Genomic DNA, 16,001 nt, shown 5'->3' on the forward strand with positions numbered 1-16,001 from the left:
CGCATGCTTGCCGCCTTCCTCGGTGCGGTTCTCCGCCAGCGCGTGCTGATCATCCTGTTCGCCGTCGCCCTCGCCGTCGGCGGCCTCTATGCCTTCGACACCATTCCGATCGATGCGTTTCCCGACGTGACCACGATCATGGTGCAGGTCGTGACGAAGGCGCCCGGCCTGTCCCCGGCCGAGATCGAACGCTTCGTGACCTTTCCGCTCGAGCTGCAGCTCACCGGCGCGCCGGGCCTTGTCCAGATCCGCTCGTTGTCGAAGGTCGGACTCTCGATGATCGACATCATCTTCGAGGATTCCGTCGACATCTATCTCGCGCGCCAGATCGTGCTCGAACGGGTGCTCGAGGCGCAGGACCGGCTCCCGCCCGGAACCGTCTCGCAGCTGGTTCCCAATACGACCGGACTCGGCGAAGTGTTCCAATACTATCTGGAAGGCCCGGAGGATGCGGTCGAGGGCCACCGCGCGAGCGAGGCCGACTTGATGGAGCGACGCACGCTGCAGGACTGGGTGATCCGCCCGCTGCTCAAAGGCTTGCGCGACGTCGTCGAGGTCAATTCGATTGGCGGGTACGTGAAACAGTATCAGGTGATGGTCGAGCCGGGGTTGCTCCGCAAGTACGACCTCGCGCTCCACGAGGTCTTCGGCGCGGTCGCCAACAACAACGCCAACGCCGGCGGCAACATCCTCGAGAAGGAAGACGAGAAGTACATCGTGCGTGGTGTCGGGCTGATCAAGACATTGGAGGACATCGAGAACATCGTGATCAAACAGGTGCAGGGCACGCCGGTGTACGTCCGCGACGTCGCGGAGGTGCGCATCGGCCATGCGATTCGGCACGGGGCGGCCCTGCTGAACGGCGATCGCGAGGTCGTCGTCGGAATCGTGTTGATGCTGCGCGGGGCCAACGCCCGCGATGTCGTGCAAGCGATCAAGGGCAAGGTCGACGAGATTCATCAGAAGCGCATCCTGCCAGAGGGACTTCGCATCGTGCCGTTCTACGACCGGATCGATCTGATCCGGAAGGCCCTGAAGACGATCTACCAGGCGCTCATCGAAGGCATCCTGTTCGTCATCGTCGTGCTCTTCGTGTTTCTCGGGAACGTCCGGAGCGCGCTGGCCGTCACGATCATTCTGATCGTCGCGCCGCTCGCGACGTTCATCGCGATGAAGGTCTTCGGCCTGTCGGCGAATCTCATGTCGTTGGGTGGGTTGGCGATCTCGATCGGCATGATCACCGACGCGGCCATCATCCAAGTCGAAAATGTCGAACGCCACCTCGCCGAAGCCGCCAGCGAAGCACGCCGCTGGGTGGAGGCGCGGTTGCCGATCGTTCAGCGCGCCGTGCTCGAAGTCCGCGCCCCGAGTCTCTTCGGAGAGCTGATCATCGGCCTGACGTTTCTGCCGGTCCTGGCGCTGGTCGGCATGGAAGGCAAAATGTTCCACCCGTTGGCGCTGACCATCATGCTGGCCTTGTTCGCCAGCCTCGTCTTGTCGTTTACGCTCTCGCCGGTCTTGTGCTTGCTCATGCTGAAGTCGGGCAGCGAGGAAGACACCTGGCCTGTGCGTCTGGTTAAACGGGCGTACTTGCCGTTGTTACGGTGGGCGCTGGCGCATCGCGCCGCCGTGGTCGCCATCGCGGCCGTGGTCTTAGCCAGCAGCCTGGCGCTCTTTCCGTTCCTCGGCGGTGAATTCATCCCGATTTTGAACGAGGCGGCGATCACGCCCCAAACCATCCGCCACCCGAGCATTTCCCTCGATGAGTCGATCGAGATCGAGAAGGAAGTCCAGCGCGCGATCCTCGAGTTTCCGGAAGTTGAGAAGGTCGTCTCGAAGATCGGGCGATCGGAGTTGGGGAACGACCCGCAGGAGCCGAACGCGAGCGATCCGGTCGTCACCCTGTATCCGATGGACGAATGGAAGACGGCCAAGACCAAACCGGAACTCGACGATGCGATCCGGCAGCGACTGGAGAAAGTGCCGGGCGCGAATTTTCTGTTGAGCCAGCCCATTCAGCAGCGCGTCGATGAGCTGCTCTCCGGCGTGCGATCCGAAGCGACCGTCAAAGTCATCGGCGAAGATCTCGATGTCCTCCGACTAACGGCCGATAAGATTCAGGCGATCCTGCGCTCCGTCCGGGGGGTCAAAGACGTGCGAGTGGAGCAGCTCTTCGGGCAGTCGTATTTGACGATCGACATCGACCGCAGCAAGATCGCCCGTTACGGTATCAACGTCTCCCACATCCGGGAGATCATTACGACGGCGATCGGTGCCGAGCCGGCGACGCAGGTCTACGAAGGGCAGCGACGCTTCGATCTCGTCTTGTGGTATCCCAAGAAGTATCGGGACAGCGTCGAAGACATTCGCAATATTCTGTTGACGACGGCGACGGGCGCCCTGATCCCCTTGGGTGATCTCGCAACCGTCGAGCTGCGAGAGGGGCCGGCGCTCATCAGTCGCGAGGACCTCCAACGCCGGATCTACATCGGCTTCAACACGTTCGGCCGCGACATCGAGAGCATCGTCACGGAAGCGCAAAAGAAAATCGAGAAGCAGATCCGCCTGCCTGCGGGCTACCACGTCGTCTGGGGCGGGTCCTTCGAAAACATGCAGCGGGCGATGGCACGTCTGAAGATTATCGTCCCACTTACGATTGGCCTGATCTTTGTGCTGCTGTACATCTCGTTCAACTCGCTCCGGTACGCGGCATTGATCATCTTGAATCTGCCGTTCGCGTTGATCGGCGGGATTGTGGCGTTGTGGGTGACCGGCGAGTATCTCAGCGTTCCGGCCTCCGTCGGCTTCATCAACCTGTTCGGGGTCGCCGTGCTGAATGGCATCGTCTTGATCTCCTACATTCGTAAACTCCACCAGGAAGGCTTGTCTCAGGAAGAGGCGGTGGTCAAAGGCTGCCTGTTGCGGCTCCGGCCGGTGTTGATGACGGCGCTCGTCGCGCTGTTGGCCTTGATGCCGCTGGCCTTCGCGACCGGTGTGGGCTCGGAAGTGCAGCGTCCGCTCGCGGTGGTCGTGATCGGAGGGTTGCTGAGCTCCACCGCGCTGACACTGCTCGTGTTGCCCACCCTGTACGGATGGTTCGAAGAAGAATCGCGCGCCCGTGTCCCACGAACTCGACCCCATCCCGCCGAGCAGGCCGTCGAGCAGCCGGTGTGAGCGGCCATCGCTGTCATGGCGTCGCGCCGTGACGGCTGATGATCCATTTCAGAAGGATCGGCGCGAGCAGGGTGGTGACGACGACCACGACCAGGATCGCGCCATACTGGGCCTTGGAAATTATCTGCGACGAGAGCCCGATCCCGGCAAAGATCAGGCCGACTTCTCCTCGTGGCAGCATGCCGATGCCCACCACCCAGCGATTGCCCTTCCCGAGCACGCCCCATCCGGCCACGATTTTCCCAACGATGGCGGTCACGAGCAGGCCGCCGGTGAGGAGTAGCACGGACTGGTTCCCAGGATCGACCGGATTGAGCGCGTGGAGATCGGCGGCGACGCCGACCAGGACGAAGAAAATCGGCACGAAGGCTTCCGTGACCGGCTTCGTTCGTTCCTCCACGTGCGCGTGCTGTTCGGAACGAGCGAGGACGAGCCCCGCGGCGAATGCGCCGACAATCGCGGCGAGTCCGACGGCCTCGGCCAGGGAGCTGAGGAGCAGCACGAAGGCGAGCGTGAGGGCGACGAGCGCGCCGCGTGTATGCATGCGGTTGACCACTCGGCTGAAGAGGGGGCTATAGCGAATGCCGAGGATGACCGCTACGACCAAGAAGCCCACCGCCAAGGTCGCGGTTTTTGCAACGCCGAGCCACGAGATCGCGCCGGTCTTCGCAAGATCGACCAGGACCGAGAGGATGACGAGCCCGAAAATATCGTCAATGACCGCTGCGCCCAGGATGATGTTGCCTTCGCGCGAGTGCAGGCGGCCGAGATCGGTGAGGACACGGGCCGAAATGGCGACGCTCGTCGCGGTGAGCGTCGCGCCCATGAAGATCCCCGGCAAATGACCGACATCCAAGAGCACCGACACGGCGTAACCAAGGGCAAACGGCACCGCGACGCCGATGGTCGCGACGATGACAGCCGACGGGCCGACACGCAAGAAGGCATGCAGATCGGACTCGAGACCGACTTCGAAGAGCAGGAGGATCACGCCGATCTGGCCCAACACCTTCAACGTCTCCGTTTCCTGCACAAGGTCGAAGACGCTCGGGCCGATCACGATCCCGGCGAGCAGCTCGCCCAGCACGGCCGATTGACCGAGGCGGGCGGCCATCTCGCCGGCCGCTTTCGCTGCCACGTAAATAATGAGAAGGGTCAGGAGAAAGTGTTGGAGTTCCATCGCGAGGCCTTACACGACGCGGTGCCGTAGCTGCCACAGGATGTTCAAAAAGGCCGTCCAGCAAGGCCGCAGTGAGGCGCACGGCGTTGCGGATAAGTGACGCCACGTTTGTGCGCGCCGGCGAGGTGGTGAGCCGGCCGTGTCTTGAGGCGAGGCGTCACCATTTCACCCGCCCACCCCTCGCCCGCCAAGACGGGCTCTTGTCCCGGGTGTGTACGTTGAGCCTCCGAGCGATGCGAGAACGAAGCTGGCGGCCTTCTTCAACATCCTGATTAGGCCGCGTTGAGGATGTCCAACAGCGCTCGTCCCCATCCGTCAGGGCCGATGCCGTGGGCTCGGATGAGATGCGGCAGGTGAATGTCGTTGTCGTAGCAGCCGTCATGCTGCTGAACGAGCACCGGGATATCGACCGCGGTCAAGAGCGGGAGATCGTTCAAACTGTCGCCGATACCGACGGCAATGAGGTCAGACCGCCGGTGCGCGCGATACTCGCTAAGCAGCCGCCTGACGGCTTCACCTTTACTGGTCCGTCCCAGAAGATGAAAGAACCGGCCGCCCCTCGTGCACTGTAATCCGTGCGGCGCCGCTGCTCTCCGCCAATCATCCAGCGTCACGTGCCCACTGACGACGAGGAACGGCTCATCGTATTCGCGTTGCTTGGCGAGCGCGGCCTCCTCAGGCGAAAGGCCGGTCAGGTGTTCGACCTCAGCGACCGTCATATCGCCGAAGCCCTGTACGGCCACCCCCAAGGTGTGGGCGATGTCGTGCAGCGCACGACGCACACCGGCATAGTTCGTGCCGAACTCGATGACGTGATAGCGATCGCGGAGGATGGCGCCTGTCGGGGGGGATGGAAAGAGATCATCGGGGATATAGAGCGCGCCGCCATTTTCCACGATAAATGCACCGTGGTGATCGAGCGCCCGCCGGGTGGCGATGATTTCCGCTTTCGTCTTGCTCGATGCGAGGACGAGGTCGATCTGCCGGGTCTTGAGCGCGTTCAACGCGCGGGCGGCGGGCTCCCACTGATAGCGACGGTAATCAAGGAGTGTGCCGTCGAGGTCGGTGATCACGACGAGAGACCGGCTCATGGCGGTACGATACTGAAACAACGCCGACAAAACAATCGCGGCCGTCGACAGCCAAGGATTGACTTCAGAGACTTGGCTCTGCAGACTTCCGGCATGGCGTTGCGCATCCATGCCATCGTGGGCAGTATCGTCGTCACGCTCGGCTTCTGGATGATGTGGGGCGAGTTGCCGACGACTGCGGCGGCCGCCGTCTCGATCGTCGTCGCACTCGTGCTGTTGTATGTGGGCGGCTCTGCGGCCGCCGTATGGGGATGGGTGACGGCCCTCCTCGGGCTTGAGAGCCTTGCATGGCCGATTCTCACGATGGTCTCGATCCGGATGACGACGGCCACGCCGAGCGATCAGCAGATGGGCGACATGCTGACCGCGATTCTGTTCGGAATTTTTTCTTCTATCTTTTGGTTGACGTTTTCCTACGGAATCTTCAAGAAACTCCGCAGCGGCTCCGAGCCGTCACAGCCGGAGTGAGTCGATCACGACATCGACACTGGATCGACGTCGATCTCAAACTTCACACCCCGCCACCCCGGCGTCTTCTCAAGCTCTTGTACGCTCTCACCTACGGCGCCACGGGCCGCCTCGGGCTCGGTCGACTTGACCACCATCTGCCAGCGATGCTTCCCCCGCACATGCTCGATGGCGGCCGGCACAGGCCCCCAGATCGTCAAATGACCGGCTCGGTCCATCGCTTTCAGTAGCTGCGACCACCGGGTGGCCGCGGCCTGGGCTTTCTCACGGGATGGGGCCGACACCCGTAAGTTGATGAGTTGCGCGAAGGGCGGGTACGACAGCGCCTTCCGAAAACCGAGTTCCTGTTCGTAGAACAAGGACGGGTCACGCCGTGCGATCGCTTGAATCACGTGATGCGCCGGAAGTCGGGTCTGCAGGACAACCGCGCCTCCTCTCATCGCCGGCAGCGCGACTGCTGCAGCTTCGCGCAACGTGTGGTATGTCTGCTCGCCGGCACGGTAGTCGGGGACATGCAGGCCGGCATCGGCGTGAACAAGGCCGACAAATCCGACCGGCGGTAGCGGCCATCCCTGGAAAAGCATCTGCGTGCCGATGAGGATATCAATCTCGCCGCGCACAATCGCTTCTTGCAGTGCCCTGTGGTATCGCGTGGAGGAGGTGTCGCGATCCATGCGGGCGATGGTGGCTGTCGGAAACAGCCGACGGGTCAGCTCTTCGACCGCCTCGGTGCCGACGCCGATGGGTTCCAGTCGGGGAGCAAGGCATTCAGGACAGGTATCGGGCAAGGGGAGCAGGAGCCCGCAGTAGTGACAGCGCAGCCGGCCGTCACGTTTGTAAAAGGTGAGAGCCACGCTGCACTCCGGACAACGGGGTGTGGCGCCGCACTCGCGACAGATCAGCGCGGCCGCAAAGCCCTTGCGGTTCACGAACAGAATGACTCCGGCACGCCGGCTCAGCGCGGTATGGATGCCCTCGATCATATCGCGGGAGAGCAGCGTTCCATAGGGCTCGTCGCGCAGGTCGACAATCGAGACGCGGGGCCCGGCTGCCTCGTCCTCTTCCTGCGGTGCCTTGAGGTGCTTGTGTTGGTCGTCCCCTGTCTTGAAACGCTGGTACGTTTCCAGCGATGGATGTGCCGAGCCGAGCACAAGAAGGCCGTTCGTGAGTTGCGCGCGAAGCCATGCGACCGTCCGCGCATGATATTTCGGCTCGGTCTCTTCCTTGAGCGATGGGTCCTCTTCATCTTCAATCACGATCAAGCCGATCGAGGGCAACGGGGCGAACACCGCCGACCGCGTCCCGACGACGATGCGGCAGCCGCTCGATGCAATCCGATGCCAATGCTCGCGCTTTCGGACAGGACTGAGCGCGCTGTGGAAGACCTCGACCGCGTTCGGCCAGCGCGCCATCATGGCCGCTGCCAGTGCCTCCGCACGGGCCACTTCAGGAGCAATGATCAGCACCCGCCGATTTCGCCTGAGAGTGACGTCGACGAGATGGAGCAGGGGTGCCCGCCGCATGTGCCGCGACGCCTGCAGCAAGAATTGCGTGGGGCGCGCGGCATCAAGCATCTGGGAAAACTCGCTGAGCCATGGGATCGTCTGAGAGCCGGCCGGCGCGTCGCCTCTGTACTGCGGCCCCGCAATGGCCGGATCTGACGCCCGTCGAGAGCGGCGAGCCGAGGTTCGATCGACTTCGGTCTGGACCTTCTCGATCAACCCTTGACGCTGCAGTGCCGCCAGGTCACGCGTTACCGAACCGCCCGACGTCCGGTGTATCGTAGCGCTCGAGAGTCCTGTTCGGCGTGATGCGAGCTTGCGCAGCAAGTCCCGCCCGCTCTCCGTGAGGGAAGTTTCGTTCGTCTGTTCGTCGAGGAGGGCTCGTCCCGCCGGTGTAATCGCATAGCGGCTCGGGTTACGGGCGGGAACGACGGGCGGCACGATCAAACGAACGGCCTGACCCCATGGCGATAAATAGTAGTCGGCCACGAGGCGGCTCAAGGTCAGCAAGTCAGGTGGTATCCCGCTCTCCCCCAAGTCCTCGTAGGTGCCAGCGATCTCGCGAAGTTTGAAGGGCACTCCTTCGTTGGTGGAAGGCGTCTTCGGGCTCTCCAGTGCTGCACGGGAGATCACGATTCCATTGAGGGTGGTGCGCCCAAACGGGACCCGGACAAAGCTGCCGACCGCTACGCGATGGGCAAGTTCAGGCGGGATCCGGTAGGTAAAGACACGATGAAGGTGACGAGGGATCAGGACGTCGGCCAGGAGCGGGAGATTGGAATCAGGGGAGGGATGATTGCCGGAGCGGCCGTCTGGGCGGCTCTCATCGTCAGGCATGCGGCATTGTAGCAACCGTACCGGAGCATGACAATGAGAGGCGCCGGGAGCGGCCGGCCTTAATTGGTCGGGACTGAGGCGGGCTTCCCGATGGCGGCCGACTTGTGCTCCGGGTTGCCGGAAGCCGGAGTCGAGCTTGGAGCAGGCGTCCCTTCGTTCGATTCCACGCTGTTCGTACTGGCTGGCTCCATAGGAGGCGCTTGCGGATCGAGCGGCTTTGGAAGATTCACGCGCAGCGGCTCCGAGGCCGGTTCTGTCGAAACGGCCTCCGGGTGTTGCGTCTTCTGCCCCTCGACCGGGGCGTGGTCCTTTGGGCCTTCGGCTTTGGGCTCAGTCGTCTGGCCCGGCTCCGCGGCCGTCGGGTCAACCACCTTCGGTGTGAGCACGACCTCGATTCGTCTGTTCTTCCGGCGGCCGGACTCCGTAGCGTTCGAGGCGACCGGCCGGGTGTCGGCATAGCCGACGGAGCTCAACGAGGCCGGCTCAATCCCCGTTTCCACAAAGTATTTGACGATCAGCTTGGCTCGCGCCTCGGACAGCTCCTTATTGGTGGGGTAACGCTTGGTCAACGTCGGGCCGATCGCCATGTTATCGGTATGGCCTTCAACCAGAATCTGCTGATCACCCTGTTGCTTGAGGTACTCACTGATCTGTTGAAGGATACGCACGCCGGTGGGTTTGATCTGCGCCTCACCCGGCTCGTACTCCAATTGATCGACGAGATCGTTGAGACTGATCGTCATTTTGTCGCCCACCTCGGTCACGCTCACGTCCCCTTTGGCAATCTCCGAGGCGAGCGATTGGCGCAGCTGCGCGCGGGCCGCTGCGACGCTGGTGTCAGCTTTTCGCGACGGACCGACAGTCACCATGTTGTTGTCCAGCTGCGATGCGACTGGTGCCGACCGTTCCTTGGGCACGATCAGATCACCGATCGCTACCGGCGTCGCCGACCATATCACGACGGCCGCGGCCGTCGTCTCTTCTACATTCAGGACCTTGACCTCACCGATCGGTTCCACCGGGAAGCCGCTTCGGCGCCGAAGGACTTGCAGGCGGTCGCCAGGACGTGCTCCCTGCTCGCGGCCCCAATCCAGGTAGACGATGTGCATCTGGGCCACAAGCGTGTACGGATGCTGGATGTCAACGATCATGCCCGGTGTATCAGGCAAGGCTTGGTCGCGCTCTGTCGACTCCATGCCGGGCAATTCAAACGTCATCAGTGAGTCCCCGGGATAAATCGTCCCATACGCGCGCTCGATCTTAGCGGTCGCGATCTCGCCATCCGTTTTGACAACACGGACGACACCGAGGATTGCGTAGAGATTGCCCAGATACCGAGAGCCGGCTGGGTGGAACACTTTCCGGATCCGTCGGTACACCGTAAACAAGCTATCGACCTCGACCTGGTCCGGTTGCTTCGTGCGCAGGTACAGCGTGTCGGATTGCCCGAGGATCTGCCGGTTGTATGCGGTCTTTGCGACCACGCCATCGACGGGTACGTCGGTTCGGATGAATCCTGATGAAAAGGCGAGAGCCTGTTCTCCAAGACGCACGGCCGTGTGGGAAGGAGCGGCGGCAATTGTCGGCGTACCGGAGATTGTCACGAGCATCGCCATTACGACACTGATTTGTCTGATCTGCGTCATCTGCCGTCCTCCCCGCTAGATGCCATTACGCGAAACCATAGCAAATGACGTGGTTCTGTCAAGAGAACTGCCTGATTTGAAGCGGGTTTGACACGCTTTTGCAGCGGGTGATAAGGTGCACGGCCCATTGGAGTAGAAGTGGTGAGTGGCCAAAGCGGAGAGAGTAAGGAGCAGAGCCCCGCCGGCAAAGACGTTTCATCCGGGAAGGGTCGCGCGACGCAGCGGATTGAGACGCAAATCCACCGTCGGAAGAAAGCCAAGGCCGTCTATCCCCTTGAAGCCGAGTGGCAGATGGAACAACGCGAGGCGCCGTCGCTGCGCATGTCTGCGGGTCGAATGAACAGCAAGCCGAAGCCGAAGTGAAGAGTCGACAGTAAGGCTGGCCGGACTTCGGTGAGGCGTCGCAGGCATTCCGCGCTGTTAGGGCTTTCGGGAGATGCCGCTTAGGTCCTTTGTGCGCTTGAATTTCTAAAGATCGCGTCGCTAAACTGACCAAATCTCTATTACTTCTCAATGAGTTCTTGAAGACGGTCGTGAAGCGGTTTGGCGTCATTTGGAGTGATCGTGACCGGTATTGATCTGTTGCGCGACTATCTGTCGCGCTATTTTCCGATTCTTCTCTTCATCGGGATCGCGCTGGCGTTCGGCGTCGTCACGCTGGTGCTGAGCTATCTGGTTCAGCCGAAATATCCGGAAGCCGAAAAGCTGAGCCCTTATGAATGTGGGAGCGAGCCGTTTTCGGATGCGCGCATGCCGTTCCCGGTTCGCTATTACATTTTTGCGATGCTCTTCGTGATCTTCGACATCGAGGTCATCTTCCTCTATCCCTGGGCGATCGTGTTCGACAAGATCGGGTTCATCGGGCTGCTCGAGATGTTGATCTTCATCGCGCTTTTCGTGGTGGCTTACGTCTACGCGTGGCGGAAGGGCGCGCTGGAGTGGGACTGACGCGCGGTCGGGTTGATGTCACATCAGCTTCTCGCGGCGAGGTTCTGGTTTAGCGGGTAACGAGGACGAGGCGTCCGGAATGGGGCTCATTCAATTAGGGCGACACGAAAAAGACGGCCAGCCGGACGTTATCGTGACGACGGTGGAGAAGGCCGTGAACTGGGCGCGCAAGGGCTCGCTTTGGCCCATGACCTTCGGTCTCGCCTGCTGTGCGATTGAAATGATCGCCGCCGTCTCCTCGCGGTATGACATGGACCGCTACGGGGCGGGGGTCTTTCGCGCCTCGCCGCGGCAGTCGGATCTCATGATCGTCGCCGGGACGGTGTGCCGGCGGATGGCGCCGGTGATCAGGAAAATATACGACCAGATGCCCGAGCCCAAGTATGTGATCGCCATGGGGTCCTGCGCGACGTCGGGCAACATCTACGACAGTTACAGCGTCGTCCAGGGCGTCGATCGGTTCGTACCCGTGGATATCTACGTGCCCGGCTGTCCGCCGACTCCCGAGGCGTTGTTCGACGGGATTCTGAAGCTGCAAGAGCGGATCATGCAGAAGCGGGTGTTCACGAAGCAGCCGGAGCAGGTGAAAGCCTAATCATCGTCTTTATGCATGCGTTGGCCGAGCGAATCCAGCAAGAATATCCGAAAGCGTTCATCCACGCGGTGGAGTGGCGCGGCGATATCGCGGTGACGGTGAAGCGCGAGTTTCTCCACGATGTCGCGCGATATCTCCATGATGACCCTTCGATGGACTTTGACTATATCGTTCACGTCAGCTCGGTGGATTGGCCGGACGACGAGGAACGGTTTGAGGTCGTCTACGAGTTCTATTCGATCCGCAAGCGCCACCGAATTCGATTGAAGGCGCGGGTGCCGGAGTCTGACTGCATCGTCGATTCGTTGACCGACATCTGGAAGGGCGCCGACTTCATGGAGCGGGAAGTGTACGACATGATGGGGATCCGGTTTCGCAATCATCCGGACTTGCGGCGCATCCTGATGCCCGACGAGTACACCGAGGGTTACCCCTTGCGAAAGGATTTCCCGCTCCAGGGGAAGGGCTGGCGGGATACGTTCGAGTTTCTTGATGAAAGAGTCTAGAAACGGCAAAGACGGGCGTGCCCGGCAGGCGCTCGAGGATCAGCGGTCCACGGTCTACAAGGTGGATCCTGACCATCCGGAGAGCGAGACGCTCCCAACCCTCCGGACGGAAGAGCTCTTGCTCAACATGGGGCCGCAGCATCCCAGCACGCACGGCGTGTTGAAGGTGATTCTCGAGTTGGAGGGTGAACGGATCATCAAGTCGACGCCCGTCATGGGGTTTCTCCACCGGGGCGTGGAGAAGCTGGCCGAAGAAGGGACGTATCACCAGTTCATTCCGCACACGGACCGGCTCGATTACGTCTGCGCGATGTACAACAACTTCGCCTACTGTCGGGCCGTCGAAAAGCTCATGAACATCACGGTGCCGGAGCGGGCGGAGTACTTGCGGACGATCGTCGCCGAGGTCCAACGGATCATCGGCCATCAGTTCTGGCTCGGGACGCAGGCGCTCGACATCGGCGCGATGACGGTCTTCTTCTATACGTTTCGTGACCGCGAGATTCTGCTCGATTGGTTCGATGAGTTGTGCGGTGCTCGATTGACGACGAGCTGGTACCGGATCGGCGGGGTGGAGCGCGACTTAACGCCCTCGCTCCTTCAGAAGCTGAAGCAGTTCGTCGACTATTTACCGCCGAAGATCGACGAGTATGTCGTCTTCCTTGAGAAAAATCGGATTTGGCTGGCCCGAACCAAGGGTGTGGCGGTGATCTCGGCCGAGGATGCCGTGAGCTTTGGCTTAAGCGGGCCGACCCTGCGCGGCTCGGGCGTGGACTACGACCTGCGCAAGTACGAGCCCTATGCGGCGTATCCGAAGTGCGAATTCAGCGTGCCGGTCGGGAAGAACGGGGACACCTACGACCGGTATTGGATTCGGGTCCAAGAGATGTACGAGAGCGTGAAGATCATCCGGCAGTGCCTCGAGCAAATGCAGGACGGCCCGATCATGGCCGATGTGCCGAGCGTCACGTTGCCGCCGAAGGAGCGTGTCTTTACGAACCTCGAGTCGATGATCCAACAGTTCAAATTGTTCTCGCAAGGATTCGACGCCCCGCCAGGCGAGATCTACTGCGGGACCGAAGCCCACAAGGGCGAGTTGGGGTTTTATATCGTCAGCACGGGAGGAGGAAAGCCGTACCGGCTGAAGATCCGCGCACCGTCGTTCATCCATATGGGAGCGTTCGACTACATGTCGCGGGGCTACATGATCGCGGACGCCGTGACGATTTTCGGGACGTATGACATCGTGATGGGAGAATGCGATCGGTGAGGAAGACCTCAATTGAGCAATGTGAATCGTGAACCGGACATTCGCGTGACGGTCTCACCTTTTAACGAATAACGGTGAACGAGTAACGGTGAACGAAGAATGGCTTTGAAACCAGTAACGAGTCCGGATACGGAAGCGGCGACGATTGAACTGACGATCGACGGTCGATCCGTGACAGCAAAGGATGGCGTGTCCCTGTACGACGTCATTGCGAGCACGGGCAAGATCGTTCCGGCGATGTGCTATCACTACACGTTCGATCCGTTCGGCTCCTGTGGCATGTGCCTCGTGATGGTCGAAGGGAAGAAAGCTCCGGTGAGATCGTGCACGGCTAAGGCCACCGCCGGGATGGTCGTGCGGACGGAAGGCGATGATCTCTTTCAAGCGCGCAAGAAGGCGGTTGAGAAGCATCTGTCCGTCCATCCGCTCGACTGCCCGGTGTGCGACGCGGATGGTCATTGCGAACTGCAAGATATGGCGTTTCAGCACCAGGTGACCAATCTCGCCAACGCCAAGCAGAAGTTCATTCCCGAGGACACCCGAAGCCTCGTCCTCGACTTCAATATGAACCGCTGCATTGCGTGCGGTGAGTGCATCAACATCTGCAAAGACGTGTTGATGGTCGACGCCCTGCAGTTCATGAAAAAGGGCGGCTTCAATCAGGTGGTTGCCAAGGGCGATCAGCCCCTCTCGTGCGAGTTTTGCGGCGACTGTCTCGCGGTCTGCCCGGTCGGCGCGATCACGAACAAGTTCTCGAAGTACCTCTATAAGCCGTGGCAGCTCAAGAAGACGACCACGACGTGCAATTACTGCGGCGACGGGTGTCAACTGCACATCGAGACCAAGGATCGGGAAGTGGTGCGTGTCACCTCGCCGCTATCCTGGAAGAACAAATGGGGTGACCGCTCGGAGACGGCCAAAGGGCACGGCGGGATCTGCGTCCGAGGACGCTTCGGGTTCGAATACATCGACAGCAAGGCTCGCCTTCAGCAGCCGCTCGTCCGGCGTGAGGGGCGATTGGTGGACACGCCCTGGCTCGATGCTGTCCATGGTGTCGTCGATCGGCTCGCGGAGATCAAGGCCAAGTACGGAGCCAACGCCATTGCCGGTCTCATCACGGCCCGCTGCACGAACGAGGAGCTGTACCTGTTCCAAAAGCTCATGCGGGCCGTCATCGGCACCAATCAGCTCGACAGCAGTGCCCGGTACGGTCATCTAAACTTCGTCAAGGCGGCCCGGCATGCCTTGGGCGTCGGGCGCTCGGTGAATGGTTGGGAAGACTTGACGAAGGCGAAGGCGATTTTGCTGGTTGGAAGCAACCTCACCGAGACGAACCCGCTGACAGCCGTGCGGGTCAAGGAATCGATTCGCGTCTACAAATCGCAAGTCATCGTCGTGGATGCGATCAATACGAATATCGCCAAGTTGGCCTCACAGCCGATGCTCGTCAAGCCGGGGACCGAACCGTTGTTCGTGCAAGGGCTCGTCAAGTCGGTGATCGAGCAAGATTTGATCGATAGCGACGCCGTGGGGAAGCACCCGACTGCATTTGCCGCGCTCAAGGAAGCCATAGCAGGGCTCACGTGGGAGGCCATCACGTCGGGAACCGGGGTCGAAGTCGAACAGATCCACGCGGCGGCGACGGCCTTTGCAGAGGCACCGCGGGCCATCATCCTGTGCGCCGAAGGGATCGTGCGGCGGCTCGGCGGTTATCGCAACGTGCTGACGCTCGTCGATCTCTTATGGATCACCGGGAAGCTCGGTCGTCCGGGCTGTGGCTTGAGCACGGTGACCGAAGAAGGAAACGAGCAAGGCGCGGTGGATATGGGTGTGGCTCCCGAGTTTCTCCCCGGACAAGCGTCATTTGACGATCCAGTGGCGCGAGAGCGGTTTGCCAAAGCGTGGAGCACCGAACTCCCGCGAGCGGGGAGCGGCGCCACTCTCACGCACATTCTCGAGCGCTGCCGGAGCGGTCAGATCAAAGCGCTGTACGTGATCGGCGAGAATCCGGTGGGGACATTTCCGGCGTCCATGCAGGTCAAAGCGGCGCTCGAACGGCTCGAATTGTTAATCGTTCAGGATCCATTCCTGACGGAAACCGCGCAGTTGGCCCATGTCGTGCTGCCCGCGACCAGCTATGCCGAAAAGGAGGGCACGTTCACGAATCTGGAGGGTCGTGTGCTGCGGGTGCGGCCCGCGTTGGACCCCGTGGGCGAGAGCCTGCCCGATTGGCACATCATGACGGCGATTGCATCCGGCCTGGGCTACTCCGTAGACTACGAGTCTCCGCATGACATTCAACGGGAGATTATGAAGCTGTTGCCCGGCTACTACAATCTTGGCCAGCCGCGGAAACTGACCCCTGGCGCCGATGCCTATCTGTCGAACGGCTACGTCGCGGAGGTGCGGAGCCGCTATCAGTCGTCGGCGGTATCTCATGGTGATTTTCATCTCATGCTTGGGCAAGTTCTTTACCATTCCGGCAAGCTTTCGACCTATGCTGAGGGTCTGATCAAGATCGCGCCCAATACGGGCGCATTGCGAATGCACCCCAAGGATATGGAGCGGCTCGGTGTCGCAGATGGCGCAAAGGTTCGGGTGACGACGGCGGCCGGCTCTTTGGTCCTGCCGGTTCAAAGCGACACGGCGATGATGCCGGGCGTGCTGTTCTTCCCTGAGCATTTCAACGAACCGGCGGTCAAGGATGTGATGGCGGTCGAGGTCGACCCGGAAAGCCAGGTGCCTTACTTCAAGCTGACGGCGGCCGCCGTGGCGAAGGCCTAA

General features: G+C 61.2%; 12 protein-coding genes. 8 read left to right on the forward strand and 4 right to left on the reverse strand.

Features of this window, described 5'->3' with window-relative positions:
* Positions 1-3 precede the first annotated feature (3 nt).
* Entirely contained in the window at positions 4-3,174 is a 3,171-nt protein-coding gene (locus tag AC1U7K_RS00290; protein ID WP_480248812.1) for an efflux RND transporter permease subunit, read from the forward strand.
* A gap of 13 nt (positions 3,175-3,187) precedes the next feature.
* Here the strand turns inward: AC1U7K_RS00290 and AC1U7K_RS00295 are convergent, their stop codons facing one another.
* Together AC1U7K_RS00295 and AC1U7K_RS00300 are read right to left on the reverse strand one after the other, a co-directional pair.
* Positions 3,188-4,354, reverse strand: coding sequence for a cation:proton antiporter (locus tag AC1U7K_RS00295; RefSeq protein ID WP_480248813.1), 1,167 nt, complete (start codon positions 4,352-4,354; stop codon positions 3,188-3,190).
* Positions 4,355-4,626: 272 nt separating this feature from the next.
* The gene (locus AC1U7K_RS00300; protein ID WP_480248814.1) at positions 4,627-5,445 is read right to left on the reverse strand and encodes an HAD-IIB family hydrolase; all 819 of its coding nucleotides are present in this window, start codon (positions 5,443-5,445) and stop codon (positions 4,627-4,629) included.
* A gap of 72 nt (positions 5,446-5,517) precedes the next feature.
* Here AC1U7K_RS00300 and AC1U7K_RS00305 point away from each other — a divergent pair, with 72 nt between their 5' ends.
* Complete coding sequence (locus AC1U7K_RS00305) at positions 5,518-5,913, forward strand: hypothetical protein (protein ID WP_480248815.1); 396 nt, start codon at positions 5,518-5,520, stop codon at positions 5,911-5,913.
* Between the two features lie 5 nt (positions 5,914-5,918).
* On the opposite strand, the gene priA is transcribed toward AC1U7K_RS00305, so the two are convergent.
* Positions 5,919-8,252 (reverse strand): replication restart helicase PriA, encoded by a 2,334-nt coding sequence (priA, locus tag AC1U7K_RS00310; RefSeq protein WP_480248816.1) that lies wholly within the window; start codon positions 8,250-8,252, stop codon positions 5,919-5,921.
* Positions 8,253-8,311: 59 nt separating this feature from the next.
* Positions 8,312-9,898, reverse strand: a complete 1,587-nt coding sequence (locus AC1U7K_RS00315) for an OmpA family protein (protein WP_480248817.1) — start codon at positions 9,896-9,898, stop codon at positions 8,312-8,314.
* A 138-nt stretch (positions 9,899-10,036) separates the two neighbouring features.
* Here AC1U7K_RS00315 and AC1U7K_RS00320 point away from each other — a divergent pair, with 138 nt between their 5' ends.
* From AC1U7K_RS00320 to AC1U7K_RS00345, 6 genes are all read left to right on the forward strand, one after another.
* Positions 10,037-10,261, forward strand: a complete 225-nt coding sequence (locus AC1U7K_RS00320; protein ID WP_480248818.1) for a hypothetical protein — start codon at positions 10,037-10,039, stop codon at positions 10,259-10,261.
* Between the two features lie 201 nt (positions 10,262-10,462).
* Positions 10,463-10,846 (forward strand): NADH-quinone oxidoreductase subunit A, encoded by a 384-nt coding sequence (locus tag AC1U7K_RS00325; RefSeq protein WP_480248819.1) that lies wholly within the window; start codon positions 10,463-10,465, stop codon positions 10,844-10,846.
* Between the two features lie 79 nt (positions 10,847-10,925).
* Positions 10,926-11,441 (forward strand): NADH-quinone oxidoreductase subunit B, encoded by a 516-nt coding sequence (locus tag AC1U7K_RS00330; RefSeq protein ID WP_447978936.1) that lies wholly within the window; start codon positions 10,926-10,928, stop codon positions 11,439-11,441.
* Positions 11,442-11,452: 11 nt separating this feature from the next.
* Positions 11,453-11,947, forward strand: coding sequence for an NADH-quinone oxidoreductase subunit C (locus AC1U7K_RS00335; RefSeq protein WP_480248820.1), 495 nt, complete (start codon positions 11,453-11,455; stop codon positions 11,945-11,947).
* Positions 11,934-13,217, forward strand: coding sequence for an NADH dehydrogenase (quinone) subunit D (nuoD, locus tag AC1U7K_RS00340; RefSeq protein WP_480248821.1), 1,284 nt, complete (start codon positions 11,934-11,936; stop codon positions 13,215-13,217). Before AC1U7K_RS00335 ends, nuoD begins: the two co-directional genes overlap by 14 nt.
* 99 nt (positions 13,218-13,316) lie before the next feature.
* Positions 13,317-16,001: a molybdopterin-dependent oxidoreductase gene (locus AC1U7K_RS00345; protein ID WP_480248822.1), complete on the forward strand. Its 2,685-nt coding sequence runs from the start codon at positions 13,317-13,319 to the stop codon at positions 15,999-16,001.

The organism is Nitrospira sp. Vd2 (assembly GCF_979581665.1).